Raw genomic sequence first — 18032 nt, 5'->3', positions numbered from 1 at the left:
ACGGCTCCATGAGCGATCCCGACGTCGTCGTCCTGCGACAGAAGATCCACGGAATCGAGGGAAGCGAGTACGCCGAGGCGCTCCGCCGACGACTTCCGAACCGCGAGGTCGCGCTCGCACGGACGCCCGCCGAGGAGCGAGAGTACCTGCGAACCGCCCGCGTCGCCACCGGCTTCTCGCTCGACGAGGCCGACCTCGAGGTCGCGGAGCACCTGGAGCTCTTCGCCTGCGTGTACGCGGGAACGGGTCACCTCCCTCGCGAGGCGTTCGAGGAGCACGGCGTCGCGGTGACGAACGCCTCCGGCGTCCACGGGCCGAACATCGCCGAGTACGTCGTCGGTTCGATGATCGGACACGCGCGCGAGTTCCCCCGCGCCCAGCGCCAGCAGGAACGCCGCGAGTGGTGCTCGTATCCTACGACCGAGGTGTACGGCTCCCGCGTCGCCGTCGTCGGCCTCGGGGCCATCGGCGAGACGGTCGTCGACCGCCTCTCCGCGTTCGACGTCGAGACGGTCGGCGTCCGGTACACCCCCGAAAAGGGCGGCCCGACCGACGAGGTGGTCGGATTCGACCGGATCCACGAGGCGGTCACCGACGCCGAGTACGTCGTGCTCGCCTGTCCGCTCTCGGAGGAGACGGAGGGGCTGATCGACGCCGACGTGTTCCGGACGATGCGCTCGGACGCCGTGCTCGTCAACGTCGCCCGCGGGCGAGTCGTCGACACCGACGCGCTCGTCTCCGCGCTCCGCAACAACCGGATCCGCGGGGCGGCCCTCGACGTGACCGACCCCGAGCCGCTCCCCGAGAACCACCCGCTGTGGGGGCTCTCGGACGTCACGATCACGCCGCACAACGCCGGGCACACCCCCGAGTACTTCGACCGCGTCGCCGACATCCTCGCGGCGAACCTGGAACGGCTGGCGGCGGACGAGGAACTCCGGAACCGAACGGTCTGAGAACCGAGCGGGTCGGGGTCTCGGAACCGTCGACGGGAGTCGGCCCGGAGGGTATCGCCCCGGAGGAACTATCTCGCGGGACGACGGTTCTCCACACGGGCGAGGAGGATCCGATCGACCATGAGTCAGGACCCATCCGCGGACGACACGGACGAGTCGGGGGCGCTGGACACTTTTCGGCGGTTCTTCGCGTTGGAGCGCGACGTGCTGGTGTTGTCGTTGGCGATGTTCACGTTCAGCCTCGGGTTCCAGATGACGAGCCGGTACCTCCCCGAGTACATGGCCGCCCTCGGCGCGTCCGGGTTCGTCGTCGGCCTGTACGGGACCGCCGGCAACGTCATCGGCGCGGTGTACCCGTACCCGGGCGGTGCCGTCTCCGATCGCATCGGCTCCCGATACGCGCTCACGCTGTTCGGCCTGCTCTCGACGCTCGGGTTCGTCGTCTGGCTCGTCGCCCCGTCCGTCGGCGCGCTCTCGGTCGGCGGCGTCACCGTCCCGCCGTGGGCGTGGATCTTCGTCGGGCTAGTCCTCGCGCAGGCGTGGAAGTCGTTCGGCCTCGGCGCGACGTTCGCGGTCGTCAAGCAGGCGACCGACCCCTCGAAGCTGGCTGCCGGGTTCGCCAGCACCGAGACGTTCCGTCGGACGGCGTTCCTCGTCGGTCCCGTCCTCGCCGCCGTCCTCATCGGGTTCCATCCCGCGTTCACGGTGAGCTTCCGGTACGTGCTCGCCGTGGCGGTCGTCTTCGGGGCCGTCGGCACGCTCGTTCAGCACGTCCTCTACGACGCGAGCGAGGACAGTTTCGGCGGTAGCTTCGAGGGGCTCGACCGGATCCGCACGGACCTCCGGGAGATGCCCGACACGCTGCGGCCGCTCCTGATCGGGGACACGCTCGTCCGGTTCGCCAATGGGATGGTGTACGTGTTCTTCGTGCTGGTGATCACCCAGTTCTACGACGTCGGCTTCGACGCGACGCTGGCGCTCGGCGGGTTCTCCTACGCCGTCGACCTCTCCCCGGAGGCGTTCTTCGGCTACCTGCTCGGCGTCGAGATGCTGGTCGCGCTGGCGACGATGGCACCGGCCGCGAAGCTCGCCGAGCGCGTCGGGCTCAAGCCCATCGTCGCGCTCGGCTTCCTCGTGTACGGGACCTTCCCCGTCGTCCTCATCGCGGGTCCCGAAGCGCTCGAACCGGTCCTCTCGCTCCAGTGGGCGATGGTGCTCGTCTTCGCCTTCTCGGGGCTCCGGTTCGCGGGCCTCCCCTCCCACAAGGCGCTCATCGTCGGGCCCGCCGAGCGGGACGCGGGCGGCCGCGTCACGGGGACGTACTACCTCCTCCGGAACACGGTCGTCATTCCCAGCGCGGCGATCGGCGGATACCTCTGGGACTTCGTCAGCCCGGAGGTCGCGTTCACGATCGCGGCGGTCATCGGCGTCGTCGGAACGGGGTACTTCCTCGTCTTCGGCGAGGAGTTCGAGGCGTATCGGTGACTCCGACGACGGGGGCGTGACCGTCAGAACGTGACGCGCCGCGGGTCCTCGTCCGTGAGCCGGCGGACCGTCAACACGGGTACCTTACACGTCCTGACGACGGTCTCGGCGACCGACCCGATGAGGAAGCGGTTCTCCCCGTGTCGCCCGCGCGTCCCGGTGACGACGAGGTCGGCGTCGATCTCGTCGGCGTACGAGACGACCTCCCTGGCCGGCCGGCCCTCGCGAACGTCCGTCGCCACCTCGAGGTCGTCGTCGCGCGCCTCGCCGGTCTCGACGACCGCCGCGAGCGCGTTCTCGCCGTGGTCGTCGAGCGCGTCGCGGAGGTCCTCGCGCACCTCGTCGGGCGACGACTCGACCTCGCCGGTGTCGAGGACGTACAGCGCGTGGACCGTCGCGTCGAACCGGGCGGCCAGATCGACCGCGACGTCGACCGCCCGACCCACGCTGTCGGAGCCGTCCGTCGCGACCACGATCCTGTCGAACATGCGCGAGCGTTCGTCGACGCGGAAGTTAAAAGGGGGCGGTCGGCGGATCGGGGACGGACGCGGTCGGCGCGCGCCTGCGAGCGCCCGACGGGCGCGAGTCAGCACGCGCGAGGGAGTCGGCCGTCCGGAGCGGAGCGGAGGACGGTCGACGAGGTTGGGGAGGCCTGAGGCGCGGGGTTGTGCGGTTCGGGTGGGATTCAAAGGGGCAGTCGCGAGGACGAAGCCCGGCGAAGTAAGCACCGCAGGAACGAGTAGAGCGAGTGACGAGGAGCGCAGCGAGCCGCGCGAGTCGTGCGAGGGCGACCGAAGGGAGCCCTCGACTGGCGAACGGCAAAGCCGTGAGCCCTCGCGACTGGGGCTTTGGCGGTGTTCTCTCTAGTCACGCTGACGACACCGTCGTACCGAGCGACTGGGGCTTTGGAGGTGTTCCCCGTGACCACCTCCTCGGAGACGACTTCCCGAGAAAACGCTCGTTCGATCGAACGACGATCGGGACGCGATCGGAACGCGATCAGGCCAGGAAGACGTGCCGTGGCCGGTCCGCGAGGACCTCTCGGCCCCACTGAACGATCTCGCGGAACTCCTCGGAGCCGAAGAACTCCATCGCGTCGTCCTTCGCGCGCCACTGGCTGGCGATGAACATGTCGTTTTCGTCCTCGACGTTCACCATCAGATCCGTCTCGAGGTGGCCGTCCATCCCGGCGAGCGCCTCGCCGACCTCGTCGAAGGTGTCGGTGAAGTCCTCGCGGTGTTCGGGTTTGATCGTGTAGAACATCCCCATCGTCCCGAAGCCGGACTCCTCGCCGGCGCGACCCACGACCCCCGGCAGCTCCGAGAGGAACCCCGCGGCGGTCTCGGCCGCCGAGGCGGTCTCCCAGAGGGAGACGACCGCGGCCCGGTCGGTCGTCCGTCCCCCGTAGACCGCGGTCTTCACGTGGGTGCCGTAGTGGTCGAAGTTGGCGCGGAGCCCCTCGACCTCCCCGAACAGCTCGTCGACGTCGGCCTCGCTGTACAGCACCGTCGCGAACACGTCCTCGCCGTGGGGCTTGCCGGCGTAGATGTCGAGGTCGGCGAGCTCGCCGCGGATCCCGTCGTCGGGGGACCCTCCATCGTCGTCGGCAGGTCCCCCATCGTCGTCGGCCGCGGTTCCGACGTCGTCCACCCCGTGAGGATGGTCGCCCTCGCCGCCCGAACCCTCGCCACCGTGGGGGTGGTCGCCGTGTGCCGAACCGCTCTCCCCGTGGTGACCGTGCGTGTCACCCTCGCCGTGGTGGCCGTGGGCGGCGTGCCCGTCATCCCCGGTCGGGACCGCCTCGCCGGCGAGGTACGCGCCCAGATCGCTCGGCGGGAACCGGCGGCCGACGTAGAACTGCCCGAACTCGCCGTACCGCGAGGAGGCCTCGTCGAAGCGCATCTCGTAGACGATGTCCTTGATGTCGGTCGGGTCCGACCCGAACAGGGTCACGCCCCACTCGTGGTCGTCGAAGCCGACGGAGGAGGCGATCACCTGCTTGATCTTCCCGGCGTACTCGCGACCGACGTCGCCGTGGCCGGACATCAGGTCGGCGCGCTCCTCGAAGGAGAGGTCGTACCAGTTGTACTCCTCGCCGCGGCGCTTGCTCATCGGGTAGAAGGAGACGTACTCGTCGTCGGGGATCTCCGGCTTCAGCTTCCCCTCGATGTACCGACGGAGCCCCTCGTCGATATCGGCGTCCTCGCCGTCCTCGAAGTAGGCGTCCGAGACGTATCCCGACACCTCCGTCACGGAGACGTACGACGACTCCGTGGTCGTGAACTCGGCGAGCGCGGTGTTCTCGAAGCCGCGCTCGATCGTCGACAGCTCGTCCAGCGTCGGCCGGAAGTGGATCGTCAACAGGTCCGCCTTGTGTCCGAGCACGGAGAAGAGCGCGGAGTCGCCGGCGTCGGCGGTCGCGAGCGCCTCGCGATGTTGCAGGTACGATCGGCCCTCCTCGACGGCCCGCTCCCGCCTCCGGTCGGGCGCGTTCCGCCACGCGTCCCAGTCGATCGACCGGAACTCGTGCAGCGCGAACCACCCTTCCTCCGTCGCTGGTGCCTCGACCATACGCGGCCTTGGGTCGCCGTGACTTAGGGGCTTTCGAGTCGACGGCGCGGCGCGTCCCCGAAGGCCTATACCGGTTACCCGCCACTGTCAGAGCGATGTCTTCCGAGGATCCGACCGTCCCGATCGTGTGTACCGACTGCGAGACGGAGACGCGGGTCCCGCTCTCGGACGTGGCGGACGCGCTCTCCCGGCACAACGAGGGGAAACACGGCGGCGAGGAGGTGGCCGAGGTCGATCCGGGCCTCAAGGACCGCCTGGCCGACCTCGTCGCCGACGACCTCGATCTGTTCGAGGAGTAGGGGGCGCGGGGACGTCCGCCTCTCAGTCGTCGTTCGCCAGCGCGCCCTCCGGGTGGCCCTTGTGCTGGAGGTTCCGGTTGTCACGCTTCTCGACCCTCGTCGCGGGGATCACGTCCTCGACCTCCGACCGCGGCCGACCGGTGTACCCGTGGTCGGGAGTCTCCTCGCAGTGGGCCATCGCGTCGTGCGCTCCCTCCCACGGTCCGGCATCACAGCCCTCCGCCGTACAGATGAAGACTATCTCTTCCGACATGCTATCCGGCCGTTCCCCGCATGTACATAAAAAGGTCACACGCGAATTATCACTCGTGAGACCGCCACGATCGGGTCGTCGCGGCCGACACGGGGTCCGTCCCGTCCGCCACGATCCGCCGGAGGAACCGCCGGACCCGATCACAGGTCTCCCCCCAGGTGGGATGCTTCCGGAAGGTCTCGCGTGCCCCCTCGCTCAGCCGACGGAGACGGTCACGGTCGCGCGCCAGCGGCCCGATCGCCTCGGCGACGGCCTCGGCGTCGCCCGGCGACACGAGCGCGCCGTTGTGCTCGCCCACGAAGTCGCTCGCCCCGCCGTTCGCCGAGGCGATCGCCGGCAGCCCGAACGCCATTCCCTCGAGGTAGACGATCCCGAACGGCTCGTATCGGGACGGCACCGCGAGGACGTGCGCCGAGCGCAACTCCTCCCGGAGGGCGTCGTCGTCGACGCGGCCGGCGAACGCGACCCGGTCGGCGATCCCGAGGCGATCGGCGAGCGCCCGTAGCGACGCGACGTGATCGGGCGCGACGCTGGTGTCGCCCACGACGCGGAGCCGCCAGTCGATCCCCTCCTCGAGGAGCGACAGTCCCCGGATCAGGGTCGGAATCCCCTTCCGCGGGGTGACGTTGCCGACGGCGACCACCCGGAACGGGTTCTGGGTCAGCCGATCGCCCGAGAGCGCCGGAGCCATTCCGAGCCGGTCGCCGGCGGGGGGCGCGACGACCCCCGGGAGGGGTCCGACCCGTCCGGTCCGGTCCGCTCGCCCCGTTCGCCCGTCACCGCCATCGACCCCGCACAGCTCGGCGACCGCGTCCCGCGTCGGGCGGCTGTTGAACACGTACGCGTCCGCGGTTCGGAGGTAGTCGCGCTCGATCGCTCGAACCGCCCGGTCGCCGACGCCGTCGCCGACGACCGCCGACCGGAGGTAGTGGACCAACGCGACCACGGGCGTCTCGAGCCGGCGGTTCGCGAGGAACAGCGACGGGCCGCAGTAGGCGTCCTCAACGACGACGTCGAACCGCTCGAGCCGGTCGACGAGCCCGGGAGCGAGGTTCGTGAGAAGCGACCGGCGATACGACCGCTCCGGAAGCGAGACGACCTCGACCGTCCAGCCGTGGTCCGCGAGGTGATCGGCGAGCCGTCTGTCGTAGAGGAACCCGCCGGAGCGAGCATCGAGATCCCCGTAGACGACGATCCCGACGTGGGGCTCGGTTCCGTTGTCGCCCTCGCCGGATCCGTCGAAAGCGGGGTCGCCGCCCCGACCGACCATCTCAGTCGCTCGCGGCGGGCGCGCCGAACAGTTCGACCGCAGTCCCGGCGTGGCGGCAGTCCTCCAGGGCGTGTTTGGCGGCGAACCCCGCCTCGTGGGCGGAGGCTCCGTGTCCGACCCCGACCTGAAGCTCCACGTCGACGTCGGCGACGACGTGGTCGACCGCGTCCGAGAACGCGGACTCGGGCATGTCCGGGCAGACGGCGATCACGTTGTCGCCGCCCACGAAGAAGGAGAGCGCGCCGTGCTCCCGCCGGAGGTGTCGCATCAGGGACGCGTAGGCCCGCTCGATGTCGATGAACGTGTCGAACTCGTTGAGCCGGTCGGTGTACTTGCCGGTCACGTTCACCACGTCGAAGTGGGCGATCCGGACGTCTCCGGGGCTCGTCTCGGTCAGGTACTCGCCGGCGAGCACCTCGGTCCGGCCCTCGTCCTGCGCGCTCCCCTCCGTCTGCAGTCGCTCGTTGGCCGCCTCGAGGGCGTCGATCGGCCGATCGCTCACGGCGGTCCCGAGGCTGACGGTCACCGGGTAGCGGTTGCCGATCGATTCCTGGAGCGTGGCGAGCGCGTCGCCGTCGACGCCGTTCGTCACCGCGATCATGTTGTCGAACCGGGTGAAGAAGGCGTACCCGTCGCGGTGGCCGAGGAACTCGGCGATGTCGGCGAAGAGTCGGGACTGGAGGCTCTGGAGGTCCATCTCCCGACGGGGCTCCGGCGTCACCGTCCACGGCCCGTAGTTATCGATCTGGACGAGGGTCACCTGGGTCGTCGTCACAGTACCCGTCGATTCGGACCGGCGCCGCTTTACCCTTCCGTTATCCCGAAGCTGCGACCCATCCCGATGTTGGAACGTGCGGCGGCGGCGGTCCTCGGAGAACGGAACGCGTCATCGAGCGGGCGCGTCGAGCGGTCGAGCGCAACCCATACGGCGACGGCGGCCCGAGGGAGGGCATGGACTTCTCCGGTGCCGTCCTCGACGTCGACGGGACGGTCGTGCGCGGCGACGACCCGATCCCCGGCGCGCCGTCGGGCTACCGCCGGCTTCGCGAGGCCGGCGTGGAGACGCTGTTCGTCTCGAACAACCCGACGAAGGCGCCGCCGGCGTACGTCGACCGCCTGGGTGCGGCGGGATACGACGTCACCGCCGCGGACGTGATCACCGCCGGGAGCGTGACCACGGCCTACCTCCGGGAACACCACTCCGACGACGACCTGCTCTGTCTGGGCGCGCCCGGCCTCCTCGAGCAGTTCGCCGACGCGGGGCTCTCGACGACCGAGGACGTCGACGCCGCGGAGGCGCTCGTCGCCTCGATCGATCGATCGTTCGACTACGACGACCTGTGTACGGCGCTGTGGGCGCTCGATCGCGGGATACCGTTCATCGGAACGGACCCCGACGTCGTCATCCCCGCCGCCGAGCGGGACGTTCCCGGGTCCGGCGCGGTGATCCGAGCGGTCGCGGCCGTCGCCGAGCGCGACCCCGACGTCGTCCTCGGAAAACCCTCGGATCCCGCCATCGCGATGGTTCGCGGGCGACTCCCCTACCCGCCGGAGGAGTGCCTCGTCGTCGGCGACCGGCTCGACACCGACGTCGCGCTCGGTGCGCGCGCCGGAATGACCACCGTTCTCGTGCTGTCGGGCGTCACCGACGAGGCCGACCTCGCGGGGAGCGACCACGACCCCGACCACGTCATCGACCACCTCGGCGAGATCGACCGCGTGCTTGACTGACCGAACGGTACCGGACGTCGCCTCTCCGGCCGGACCCGGACGGATCCGGGTCGACCCCGCGCCCGGATCCGGACGTTCTTACCGGATCATTTATACTGGTCAGCGAGGCGAATACCTCGACCCACCGTGGTCGGGGATGAAGCCGACAACTCGTGATACAAACCATCAAATGAACACATCGATAATCAGCAGACAGCGATGGAATACAGTCACCGCTACCACGCCTATCCGACACAAGAGGTAGCGGCTGATCTGGAATTCCATCTAGACGTTCATCGCCAACTCTACAACCACGTCCGCTGGGACTACACGAACAGCCCCGAGGACGACAAACCCAGCGAGTACGACCAGAACAACAAACTCCCCGCGTGGAAACGCAAGTGGCCGGTGTTCGGTGAGTTGTACTCGAAAGCCGCACAAGCTACCGTCGCTCGTTTCCACCGTAACCTCTCGAACCTTCGTAAAAAGAAACAGAAAGGGTACAACGTTGGTCGGCTCAAACGACAATCACCGACCGAGTACCGAAGCGTGACGTACAATCAGTCTGGTTTTGACCTCGATGAAAAGAGGGGCTACGACAAGTACGCATACGTGCACTTCAGCAAAATCGGGTGGGTGAAAATCCGGTATTCTCGTCCGATTCCTGACCACGCCACGATCAAAGAGGTCACGATCAAAAAAGAGACGACTGGCGAGTGGTTCGTCTCCTTCGGTCTGGAAACCGACGATGCCCACTTGCCCGAGAAACCCGACGTAGACTCGCTGGACGCGAGCAACAGCGTTGGGATCGACCTCGGCATCCAGAACTACATCCACACATCGGATGGCAAGACCGTGGATTGGATTGATCTCGAGGACGACTACGAGCGTCTTCGCCGCGAGCAACGCAAACTCTCGCGGAAGCAACACGGATCGAACAACTACGAGCGACAACGCCAGAGGGTCGCCACGATCAAACGCCACATTCGTCGAAAAGTGCTGGACTACCAGCACAAGATCACGACGTGGCTCGTCAAGGAGTACGACGCGGTGTTCGTGGAAGACCTACACATCCAGAGTATGCTTCAGGGCGACGGGAACGCCCGAAACAAGCAGGATGCGGCGTGGAGACAGTTCATCACGCTCCTCGAATACAAAGCCGACCTCTACGGTGCTCACGTCGTTCAGGTCGAGGCAAGAGGGACGACGAAGGAGTGCGCGTCGTGTGGTGTGGAGACAGCGAAGCCAATCTGGGTCAGGGAACATTCGTGTCCGGCGTGTGGGTTCGAGACGGATAGGGATGCGAATGCGGCGATGAACGTGTTGCAGCGAGGCTTTGCTGAAGTAGGGCTGGGATGGCCCGAATCAACGCCTGTAGAGACTGTGACGGCTACGGACACAACTCAGTTTGAGTCTGTGTCTGCAAGTCACGTCATCGAAACAGGAAGTCTGCCCTCGTGAGAGCAGGATTCCCCGCGCCACCGTGCGCGGGGTAACGTTCAAGTAGGAGTACGGTAACTACCGGAGTATGACAGCGGTTGACTCACACGACACGGCCGCGGACGACGACCCGGAGCCCGAGCCGGAGAGCACGATTCCGGTCATCGAGGGTCACGCGGTCCAGTTCAACGAGTACCGGTACTGAGCCGGACGGGTCCGTTTCCTCCCCTTCTCCCGTCAGTCGTCCGTTTCCTCCCCTTCTCCCGTCCGTCGTCCGTTTCCTCCCCTTCTCCCGTCCGTCGTCCGTTTCCTCCCCTTCTCCCGTCCGTCGTCCGTTTCCTCCCCTTCTCCCGTCCACCCCCTTTTCCTCGCGGTACCGCCGCGTTCGTCCGTTTGGCGTCTCCACCTTTCCTCGCTCCATCGGTCGGGTCACCGCCCCGTTGTCGGGAGGGTTAAGTGGTCGTCGGGGATACTCGTGGACGTGTATCGGAGGGTCAGACGCGCGAGCGTGTTCGCCGCGGTGGCCGCGCTCGCGGCGCTCACGCCGGCGCTCGGCTACGCTGCCCCCGTTCCCTTCCTGGTCGTCGCCGGGGTGTTCCTCCTCGGAATCCGCGACGGGGAGTGGTTCGAAGTCCTCGCGCTCCCGGGCGACAGGGAGGAGGAGCGCCTCTACGGCGTCGGTGCGTTCGCGCTCGCGCTCGCGGGACTCGCGGCGGTCGCCACCGTCCCCCCCGTTCCGCTGCCCGCCGGCGCGTTCGCGGCGGCCGCGCTCGCCGTCGGCGGCGGACGGTTCGGGCGCGAGCTCGTCCGTATCCGCTCCGAGGACGAGTTCCGGCTCGTCGCCGCCTACCTCGTCGCCGGCGGCGTCGCCGCGGTCGCCGGTCAGGTCGTCTCCGGCGCGATCGCGATCCTCCTCGGAGGCGGTTCGGCCGCTTCGCCCGACGCGAGCGCCACTGCCGCCGCCGCGGCGCCCGCCGGCTTCCTCCCCGCCGGCGGGTTCGACGCGCTCGTCGGCTCGCTTCCCGCGTTCGCGTTCCTCGGAGCCGTCGCGGTCCTGACCGCGGCGCTCGTCCGATCGCTCGTGTACGCGCGGGACGCGCACATCACGGTCGTCATCGTCGCGCTGGTCGCGTGGGGGTTCACGGCGCTCGATCCGACCGTGACCGCCGTCGGCGTCGTCGCGGCGCTCGCCGTGACGGCCGGGCTCGGGTACGCCTCGTACGCGCTCGGGGCCGCCTCGGTCCCGGGGATGCTCACGGGAGTGTTGCTCTCGCTTCTCACCGTCGTGCTCGGCGGCGTGGCCTGGTTCCTCACGCTGATGGCGTTCTACGCGGTCGGCGGTCTCGCCTCGAAGTACCGATTCGACGAGAAGGCCGACCGCGGCGTCGCCCAGGAGAACCAGGGCGCACGCGGGACGGGGAACGTCCTCGCCAACTCCGCGGTCGCGCTCGTCGCGCTCCTCGGGTACGCCGCGGCCCCCCACGTCGGCGTGCCCGAGTCCGTCTTTCGGCTCGCGTTCGCCGGCGCGGTCTCCACCGCGATGGCGGACACGCTCTCCTCGGAGATCGGCGGGCTCTTCGACGCCCCCCGACTCATCACGACGCTCCGACCGGTCGAGCCCGGAACCGACGGGGCCGTCACCTGGCAGGGCGAGGTCGCCGGGCTCGCCGGAGCCGCGCTGATCGCGTTCCTCGCCGCGGCCCCGCTGCCGGTCGTCGACCCGGTCGTCGGCGGCACCCTCCTCGGCGGCGGGGTCGTCGTCGCCGCCGGCGCCGTCGGGATGACCGTCGACAGCGTTCTCGGCGCGCTGATCGAGGGGGGCCGGATCGGCAACCAGACGGTGAACTTCCTCGCGACCCTCTCCGGCGCGGCCCTCGCGGTCGGCGTCGGCGTCGTGATCGGGTGATCTCGATGGCCGACCTCGAGGCCGTCTCCGACCCGCGCGTCCGCCCGATCGGCCCCGCCGACGCCGACCGGGTTCGGACCCTCCAGACGCACCTTCGACGGCCGAGCCCGGACCTTCTCGAGTACGGGGTCGCGGTCGGGGCGGGGTTCGTGAGCGTCGCCGGGGGCGGCTCCGACGGGAGTACCCTCGACGAGAGCGGCTCCAACGCGATCGGCTCCGGCGACGGACGCGTCCCCTCCGACGCGGACCGCGTCGTCGGCTACGCGCTCCCGGTCGACGCGCCGACCCGCTCCGGCTGTCACCTCGCCGAGCTCGTCGTCGCCCCCGACTTCCGCCGGCAGGGCCGTGCCCGCGGGCTCCTCGCGGCGGTCGTCGACGCCGCGGCCGGGCCCGTGACCCTCCAGGCACACCCCGACAACGACGCCGCGCTCGCGCTCTACGAGGCGTGCGGGTTCGACCTCGTCGACCGGCGGCCGGACGCGTACGCCGACGGCGACGCGCTCGTGTTGCGCCGGGAGTAGGTCCGGCGTCGCGGCCGGAGCGGATGGACGCGAGAACAGACAAAAGGCCTATTCGAGGGGCCCGCCTCCGGCGAGGTATGAGTGAGGTCGACGCGGACGCCGACGTGACGGTGGATTTCGGCGAGGACGGACTGGTCCCCGCGATCGCACAGGACGCCGAGGACGGCGAGGTGTTGATGCTCGCGTACGTCTCGCCGGAGGCGCTCGAGCGGACCCGCGAGACGGGCGAGGCGCACTACTACTCCAGGTCGCGCGAGGAGCTGTGGCACAAGGGCGGCTCCTCGGGACACACCCAGACCGTCGAGGAGATCCGCGTCGACTGCGACGCCGACACCCTGTTGTACCTCGTCGACCAGTCGGTCGGCGCGTGTCACACCGGCCATCGGTCGTGTTTCCACCGCACGATCGACGGCGAGCACGTCGGCGAGGAGGTCTTCGACCCCGACGAGGTGTACTGATGGCGGGACTGGACGGCGGCGATTCGAGCGACGCCGTCGGCGACGACCCCGGTGCTCCCGACGATCCGGTCCGATCCGCCGGCGAGGCGGCCGCTGAGCTTCGCGAGCGGTACGACGAGCTCGACCGGCTCGAATCGCGGATCGCGGACCTCGGGGAGGAGCGGGTCGAGGCCGCCGCCGACGCCTATCGCCGGGCGCACCGCGTGCTCGACCAGTACGAGGAGGACGCGGTCGGCACCGGGGACTTCGGCTCCTACGTCCAGTTCGAGGGGGCGTTCGCGAACGCGGTCGACGTCGACGACGACACCCCCGCGGCGGACGCGTTCGCCGCCGCCGACGAGGCCGTCGACAAGCGCCGGCTCTCCGAGTCGGACTTCGCCGCGGCCCGCGAGGCGCTCGAGCCCGCCGGCGACTACGTCGACCTGCTGTCCGACCGCGACGACGCCGTCGACGCGTACCGGCGCGCACGGAAGGCCGCCACCGACGCCCGCGGCGCGCTCGCGGACCGGTTGGAGGAACTCCGAGCGGTCGCCGACATGGCGGACGCCGACCTCGACGCCGACGTCTCCCGGCTCCGCGAGCCGATCGAGGGCTACGACGACGCGGTCCGCGAGGCGTTCCGCGAGTTCTACCGGTCGGCGTCGGCCCGGGACGTCCTGGACTTCCTCGAGCGCGCGGACGCGACCCCCTTCGTCGACGCCGACCTCCCGCCGGCGGACCTCCGCGAGTACGTCGACGACCACCCCGCCGGCGAGGAGTCGATCCCGACCCTGCTCGAGTACGCCGACTACTCCAACTCGAAGCTCGAACACTACGTCGAGGACGTGGGGGCGCTCCGGACGGCGGTGGCCGTCCACCGGACGTTCCTCGACCGGATCGACGCGGAGCCGCTGACGCTCGCGTGGCCGCCCGCCCCCGGCGACGAGCTGGCCTACGAGATCGACGAGCTGATCCCGCTCGCCTCGCGGATCGCCGACGACGGGACGGTCGCGGACCTCCGGTCGATCCGGGACCTCGCCCGTTCGTCGGAGTACGAGCGGCTCCGACGCGCCGCGGTCGTCCGGGACGCCCTCGGCGACGCCGAACTGTCCCTGCTCGAACGCGGCGAGATCGACGACCGGGTCGCCGAGGCGGAGCGGACGCTCGCGATCGTCGACGACGTGCTCGCGGAGACGGAACGCGGGTAGCGTCGCTCCGCAGCGGTCCGGCACCGCGACGGCCTCGGCGACCGCCGTAGTTTAAGTCTCGAGGGCGACGAGACGACGGCATGACCCGATTCGACGCCGCGACGGAGTCCGAGCGGCTGGCGCTTTACGCGGACGCGGCCGCGGCCCACCGCGCCCGCTCGAGCGACGTGATGACCGTCGACGTCGACCCCGACAGCGACGTCACGGACGGCGGGGAGGTCCCGCCGTGGATCCAGCTCGCCGGCACCGAGGTCGTGATGGACTGTACCGACGAGGAGCTCGACCGGCTGAAGGAGCTGCTCGGGGAGTTCCCCGAGTTCCGGATCGACGAGCTCGTGACTCCGGAGGAGGCCGAGGGAACGAACGCGGTCGTCACTGCCCGGTCGGACGCGAACCGCGTCGCGGGCTTCATCGAGCGCGCCTTCCGGGAGGTGTACGGGCTCGACCCGACGTACAAGGCGTGGGTCACCGCCGTCTAGCCCGTCTCCCTGCCTGTCGGTTCCCTCGCCTCCTCTCGCCGTTCTGCGGATCAATAGCTTGAAACCCGACGTACCCGCATCGGTACGCATGGCGCTCGAAAAGGACGTGGACTGTCCGGCCTGCGGCGAGACGCACGCGTTCTACCGGACGGCGGCGACGACCCTCCACCTCGGGGAGAAGACGAAGTGGCGGTGTCCGGAGTGCGGCTTCGGCTACGTGGAGATAAACGGCATCAACACGCTTCCGGCCTGAACCGTCGGTCCCCGTCCCGTTCCCGCTTCTCACCCGACCAGTCCGATGAGTACGTACAGCGACGCGACCGACGCGACGGTCGTCACGAACACGTTCCGGGAGGCGAACGCCTCGTCGCCGCCGAGTTCGGTCGCGAACACGTACGTCGAGACCGCCGTCGGCGTCCCGAGCATGACGACTCCGGCCGTGAGCGTCGCGGCGTCGACGCCGAACCCGACGAGCGTCGCCCACGCGATGGCCGGGGCACAGCCGAGTTTGAGCGCGAGGACCCACCCGGTCGCGCCGGGGTCGGCCACCGCTCTGTCGACGCGGAGCGACGCCCCGACACAGAGCAGCGCCAACGGGAGCACGAGCGACCCGAGGCGGTCGAGTCCGGACGCGACCGCGACGGGTACGGGAGCCCCGACGGCACCGATCAGGATCCCGGCGACCAACGCGATCAGGACGGGGTTCCGCGCGAGGGTGCTCGCCTCCCGGACGACGCTCGTGTCGGCGCCGTTGACGACGCTCAACACGGCGACGGTGAGCGGCACCTGAACCAGGAGCGCCACGCCGAGGACCACGCTCGCGAGCGCGGTCACGTCGGGATCGAACGTCGCGGCGACGAGCGGCAGGCCGAGGTAGCCGAGGTTCGAGTGGTACGACTGGACGACCGCGACGCTTCGACGCGCGGCCGGGCGGTTCCGGTGGAGGACCCACGCGATCCCCGCCGTGGCCAGCAGGGCGGCGAGGACCGCGACGACGAGCGCGCCCGAGAGGAGGGCCGCGATCGATCGGTCGTACGTCGCGACGAAGACGAGGGAGGGTAACGCGACGTAGTAGGTGGCGGCGTTGAGCCGGCCGGTCCGGGACGAATCGAGGACGCCGACGCTCCGGAGGCCCGTGCCGACGAGCAGCACCGCGAGCATCCCGAGGAGCCGCAAAAGAACGTCCATGGACCCCGGAGGCGTCCGGGGGTGTTCACCGTTCGGGTCGACGACCGCGATGGGGGACGGCTTCGACCGGTCCCTACAGGTTCGCGTTGCCCGCGCCGCCGTCGAGGACGACCGACTGGCCGTTGATGTAGCCGGCCTTCGGCGAGGAGAGGAACGCGACGGTGTTACCGAGCTCCATCGGGTCGCCGATGCGCTCGACCGGGATCCCCTCGCCCCAGGCGGCGAGGCCCTCCTCGTAGGTGTCGTACTCGCCGCGCTCGACGGCCTGGGTCACGAGGTCCTCGATCCGGCTCGTCTCGTGCGGACCGGGAAGGACGGCGTTCGCGCGCACGTCGGGAGCGAGCTCCTTCGAGAGCGTCTTCTCCAGTCCGATCACGCTCATGCGGACCGAGTTCGAGAGCACGAGCCCGTCGATAGCCTCCTTGACCGACCGGGAGGTGACGTTGACGATGGTGCCGCCGTCGCCCTCCTGGAGCGGATCGGCCGCCTCGCGGCAGAGCCGGACGACGCTCATCACGAGCAGGTCGTACGCGTGATACCAGTCCTCCTCGTCGGTCTCCAGGAACGGACCCGACGGCGGACCGCCGGCGGAGGTGACGAGGTGGTCGAGCCGGCCGAACTCCTCGAGCGTCTCGTCGACGAGCCCGACCACGTCGTCCTCGTCCGTCAGATCGCCCTGGACGGGGTGGACGCGCGCGTCGCCCGCCGCCTCCTCGCGCAGTTCCTCGGCGGCCGCTTCGAGTCGGTCCTCGTCGCGGCCGTTGATCACGACGTTGGCGCCCTCGCGGGCGAGCGCGGTCGCGGCCGCGTTTCCGAGGCCGTCGCTCGATGCCGTCGTCAGTGCTACGTTCCCGTCGATATCGAGATCCATACGTGACTCCCTCTCACCCGAGGGGTTAATCGTTATCGACTCGGCATTCGGGGCCGGGGACGGGGCCTTTATCATGGTCGGCTCGGAGGTGCGCGTATGCGAGGGAACCATGGTCGGTGAGGCGCGCCATCCGTCGGGCGATACCGGACCGCTGGACGGCGTCACGGTGCTCGACGCCTCCCGCGTGCTCGTGGGGCCGTTCTGTACGATGCAGCTCGGCGACCTCGGAGCCGACGTGATCAAGATCGAACGACCGGGCATCGGCGATCAGACCCGAGGCTGGGGGCCGCCGTCGTTCGGCGAGGGCGAGGACGCCCAGAGCGCCTACTACACGAGCGTCAACCGGAACAAGCGCTCCGTCGTGTTGAACCTCGCGAGCGAGGAGGGCCGGGACGTCTTCCGCGACCTCGCCCGCGAGGCGGACGTCGTCGTCGAGAACTTCCGTGTGGGCAAGACCGCGGACTGGGGGCTCGATTACCCCGACCTCGTCGAGGAGAACCCCGAGCTGATATACTGCGGGATCTCCGGGTACGGCGAGTGGGGACCCGACCGCGACGAGCCGGCCTACGACATCGTGATGCAGGCGCGCGGCGGGCTGATGTCGATCACGGGCGTCGACGGCGGGGCGCCGGTCCGGGTCGGCGTCGCGCTCGCGGACATCGGCGCGGGGATGTACGCGACGCAGGCCATCCTGGCCGCGCTGCTCGAACGCGAGCTCGGCGACGGAACGGGCCAGAAGATCGACGTGAGCCTGCTCGACGGACAGGCCGCCTGGATGAGCTACATGGCGACGAACTACTTCGCGAGCGGGGAGGTGCCGGGGCGGATGGGGAGCAAACACCCGAACATCGCGCCCTATCGGGCGTTCGAGACCGCGGACGACTACGTCGTCGTCGGCTGTTCGGCGGACTCCTTCTGGCCGGGACTGTGTGACGCGCTCGACCGGCCCGACCTCCTCGAGGACGAGCGGTTCGAGACCAACGAGAAGCGGGTGAAGAACCGTGAGGCGCTCGACGCGGACCTCGAGGCGGAGTTCGCGGGGATGTCGACGGAGGAGGCGGTTCGGACGCTCACCGAACACGACGTGCCCGCGAGCCACGTCCGCGACATGGCCGAGCTGTTCGACGACCCGCAGCTCGAGGCGCGCGACATGCGCCAGCGGATCGACCATCCCGGAGTCGGCGAGGTCGAGGTTCCGGGGTCGCCGATGAAGTTCTCGCGGACGCCCACGACGGTCCGCCGGCACCCGCCCATGCTCGGCGAACACACCGAGGAGGTCCTCCACGAGTACGGCTACGCCGACGCCGACCTCGCCCGCTTGGCGGAGGCGGACGTGATCCCGGCTCCGGTCGAGGAGTGAAGGTCCCGGACCCGATCGGGGAATGAAGGGGTCGAAGGTCGAGCGGGTCGAGGGCTGAACGGGATCGGGGACCGGGCG

Annotated in this window: 19 protein-coding genes; 12 read left to right on the top strand and 7 right to left on the bottom strand. The window is 69.6% G+C overall.

Translation table 11 applies throughout. The annotated features are described in order from the left end of the window. Positions 1 to 8: 8 nt before the first annotated feature. Together EAO78_RS03600 and EAO78_RS03595 are read left to right on the top strand one after the other, a co-directional pair. Positions 9 to 956 (top strand): D-2-hydroxyacid dehydrogenase, encoded by a 948-nt coding sequence (locus EAO78_RS03600; protein ID WP_122104475.1) that lies wholly within the window; start codon positions 9 to 11, stop codon positions 954 to 956. Between the two features lie 120 nt (positions 957 to 1076). Beyond that, positions 1077 to 2441, top strand: coding sequence for an MFS transporter (locus tag EAO78_RS03595; RefSeq protein ID WP_122104474.1), 1365 nt, complete (start codon positions 1077 to 1079; stop codon positions 2439 to 2441). A gap of 23 nt (positions 2442 to 2464) precedes the next feature. Here the strand turns inward: EAO78_RS03595 and EAO78_RS03590 are convergent, their stop codons facing one another. Continuing rightward, entirely contained in the window at positions 2465 to 2929 is a 465-nt protein-coding gene (locus EAO78_RS03590) for a universal stress protein (RefSeq protein ID WP_122104473.1), read from the bottom strand. 511 nt (positions 2930 to 3440) lie between these two features. Beyond that, positions 3441 to 5012: a heme-binding protein gene (locus EAO78_RS03580; protein WP_122104471.1), complete on the bottom strand. Its 1572-nt coding sequence runs from the start codon at positions 5010 to 5012 to the stop codon at positions 3441 to 3443. 95 nt (positions 5013 to 5107) lie between these two features. On the opposite strand from EAO78_RS03580, the gene EAO78_RS03575 reads away from it, so the two are divergent. Then, positions 5108 to 5311: a hypothetical protein gene (locus EAO78_RS03575; RefSeq protein WP_122104470.1), complete on the top strand. Its 204-nt coding sequence runs from the start codon at positions 5108 to 5110 to the stop codon at positions 5309 to 5311. 22 nt (positions 5312 to 5333) lie between these two features. On the opposite strand, the gene EAO78_RS03570 is transcribed toward EAO78_RS03575, so the two are convergent. The 3 genes from EAO78_RS03570 to EAO78_RS03560 are packed head-to-tail and all read right to left on the bottom strand — an operon-like array spanning position 5334 to position 7609. Beyond that, on the bottom strand, positions 5334 to 5564 hold the full coding sequence (locus tag EAO78_RS03570; protein WP_122104469.1) for a hypothetical protein: 231 nt from the start codon (positions 5562 to 5564) through the stop codon (positions 5334 to 5336). 49 nt (positions 5565 to 5613) lie between these two features. Continuing rightward, a complete protein-coding gene (locus tag EAO78_RS03565; RefSeq protein ID WP_122104468.1) occupies positions 5614 to 6834 on the bottom strand; it encodes a glycosyltransferase family 4 protein in 1221 nt (406 codons plus the stop codon). Position 6835: 1 nt separating this feature from the next. After that, a complete protein-coding gene (locus EAO78_RS03560; RefSeq protein ID WP_122104467.1) occupies positions 6836 to 7609 on the bottom strand; it encodes a GTP cyclohydrolase III in 774 nt (257 codons plus the stop codon). Between the two features lie 176 nt (positions 7610 to 7785). Here EAO78_RS03560 and EAO78_RS03555 point away from each other — a divergent pair, with 176 nt between their 5' ends. The 8 genes from EAO78_RS03555 (at position 7786) to EAO78_RS18070 (ending at position 14788) form a co-directional block, all read left to right on the top strand. Next, a complete protein-coding gene (locus tag EAO78_RS03555; RefSeq protein ID WP_122104466.1) occupies positions 7786 to 8565 on the top strand; it encodes an HAD-IIA family hydrolase in 780 nt (259 codons plus the stop codon). A gap of 198 nt (positions 8566 to 8763) precedes the next feature. Continuing rightward, a complete protein-coding gene (locus EAO78_RS03550) occupies positions 8764 to 10005 on the top strand; it encodes an RNA-guided endonuclease InsQ/TnpB family protein (protein ID WP_122104465.1) in 1242 nt (413 codons plus the stop codon). 460 nt (positions 10006 to 10465) lie between these two features. Next, positions 10466 to 11890: a DUF92 domain-containing protein gene (locus tag EAO78_RS03545; protein WP_203227817.1), complete on the top strand. Its 1425-nt coding sequence runs from the start codon at positions 10466 to 10468 to the stop codon at positions 11888 to 11890. A 5-nt stretch (positions 11891 to 11895) separates the two neighbouring features. Next, a complete protein-coding gene (locus EAO78_RS03540) occupies positions 11896 to 12411 on the top strand; it encodes a GNAT family N-acetyltransferase (RefSeq protein WP_122104537.1) in 516 nt (171 codons plus the stop codon). Between the two features lie 77 nt (positions 12412 to 12488). Next, positions 12489 to 12869 carry a phosphoribosyl-AMP cyclohydrolase gene (gene hisI / locus EAO78_RS03535; RefSeq protein ID WP_122104464.1) on the top strand — a complete coding sequence of 127 codons (381 nt, stop codon included), beginning with the start codon at positions 12489 to 12491 and terminating at the stop codon, positions 12867 to 12869. After that, complete coding sequence (locus tag EAO78_RS03530; RefSeq protein ID WP_203227816.1) at positions 12869 to 14056, top strand: DUF7118 family protein; 1188 nt, start codon at positions 12869 to 12871, stop codon at positions 14054 to 14056. Before hisI ends, EAO78_RS03530 begins: the two co-directional genes overlap by 1 nt. A gap of 80 nt (positions 14057 to 14136) precedes the next feature. Continuing rightward, the gene (locus EAO78_RS03525) at positions 14137 to 14535 is read left to right on the top strand and encodes a hypothetical protein (protein WP_122104463.1); all 399 of its coding nucleotides are present in this window, start codon (positions 14137 to 14139) and stop codon (positions 14533 to 14535) included. A gap of 88 nt (positions 14536 to 14623) precedes the next feature. Further along, positions 14624 to 14788, top strand: coding sequence for a DUF7838 family putative zinc beta-ribbon protein (locus EAO78_RS18070; RefSeq protein ID WP_203227815.1), 165 nt, complete (start codon positions 14624 to 14626; stop codon positions 14786 to 14788). A gap of 29 nt (positions 14789 to 14817) precedes the next feature. On the opposite strand, the gene EAO78_RS03520 is transcribed toward EAO78_RS18070, so the two are convergent. After that, positions 14818 to 15723 (bottom strand): AEC family transporter, encoded by a 906-nt coding sequence (locus tag EAO78_RS03520; RefSeq protein WP_122104462.1) that lies wholly within the window; start codon positions 15721 to 15723, stop codon positions 14818 to 14820. 73 nt (positions 15724 to 15796) lie between these two features. Next, a complete protein-coding gene (locus EAO78_RS03515; RefSeq protein ID WP_122104461.1) occupies positions 15797 to 16594 on the bottom strand; it encodes an SDR family oxidoreductase in 798 nt (265 codons plus the stop codon). Positions 16595 to 16703: 109 nt separating this feature from the next. Between EAO78_RS03515 and EAO78_RS03510 the strand changes: the two genes are divergently transcribed. Next, the gene (locus EAO78_RS03510; protein ID WP_122104535.1) at positions 16704 to 17954 is read left to right on the top strand and encodes a CaiB/BaiF CoA transferase family protein; all 1251 of its coding nucleotides are present in this window, start codon (positions 16704 to 16706) and stop codon (positions 17952 to 17954) included. Positions 17955 to 18032: the final 78 nt, after the last annotated feature.

It is taken from the genome of Halobellus captivus (genome assembly GCF_003697845.1).
Lineage (GTDB): Archaea > Halobacteriota > Halobacteria > Halobacteriales > Haloferacaceae > Halorubrum > Halorubrum glutamatedens.
This window is presented reverse-complemented; position numbering and strand designations above follow the sequence as displayed.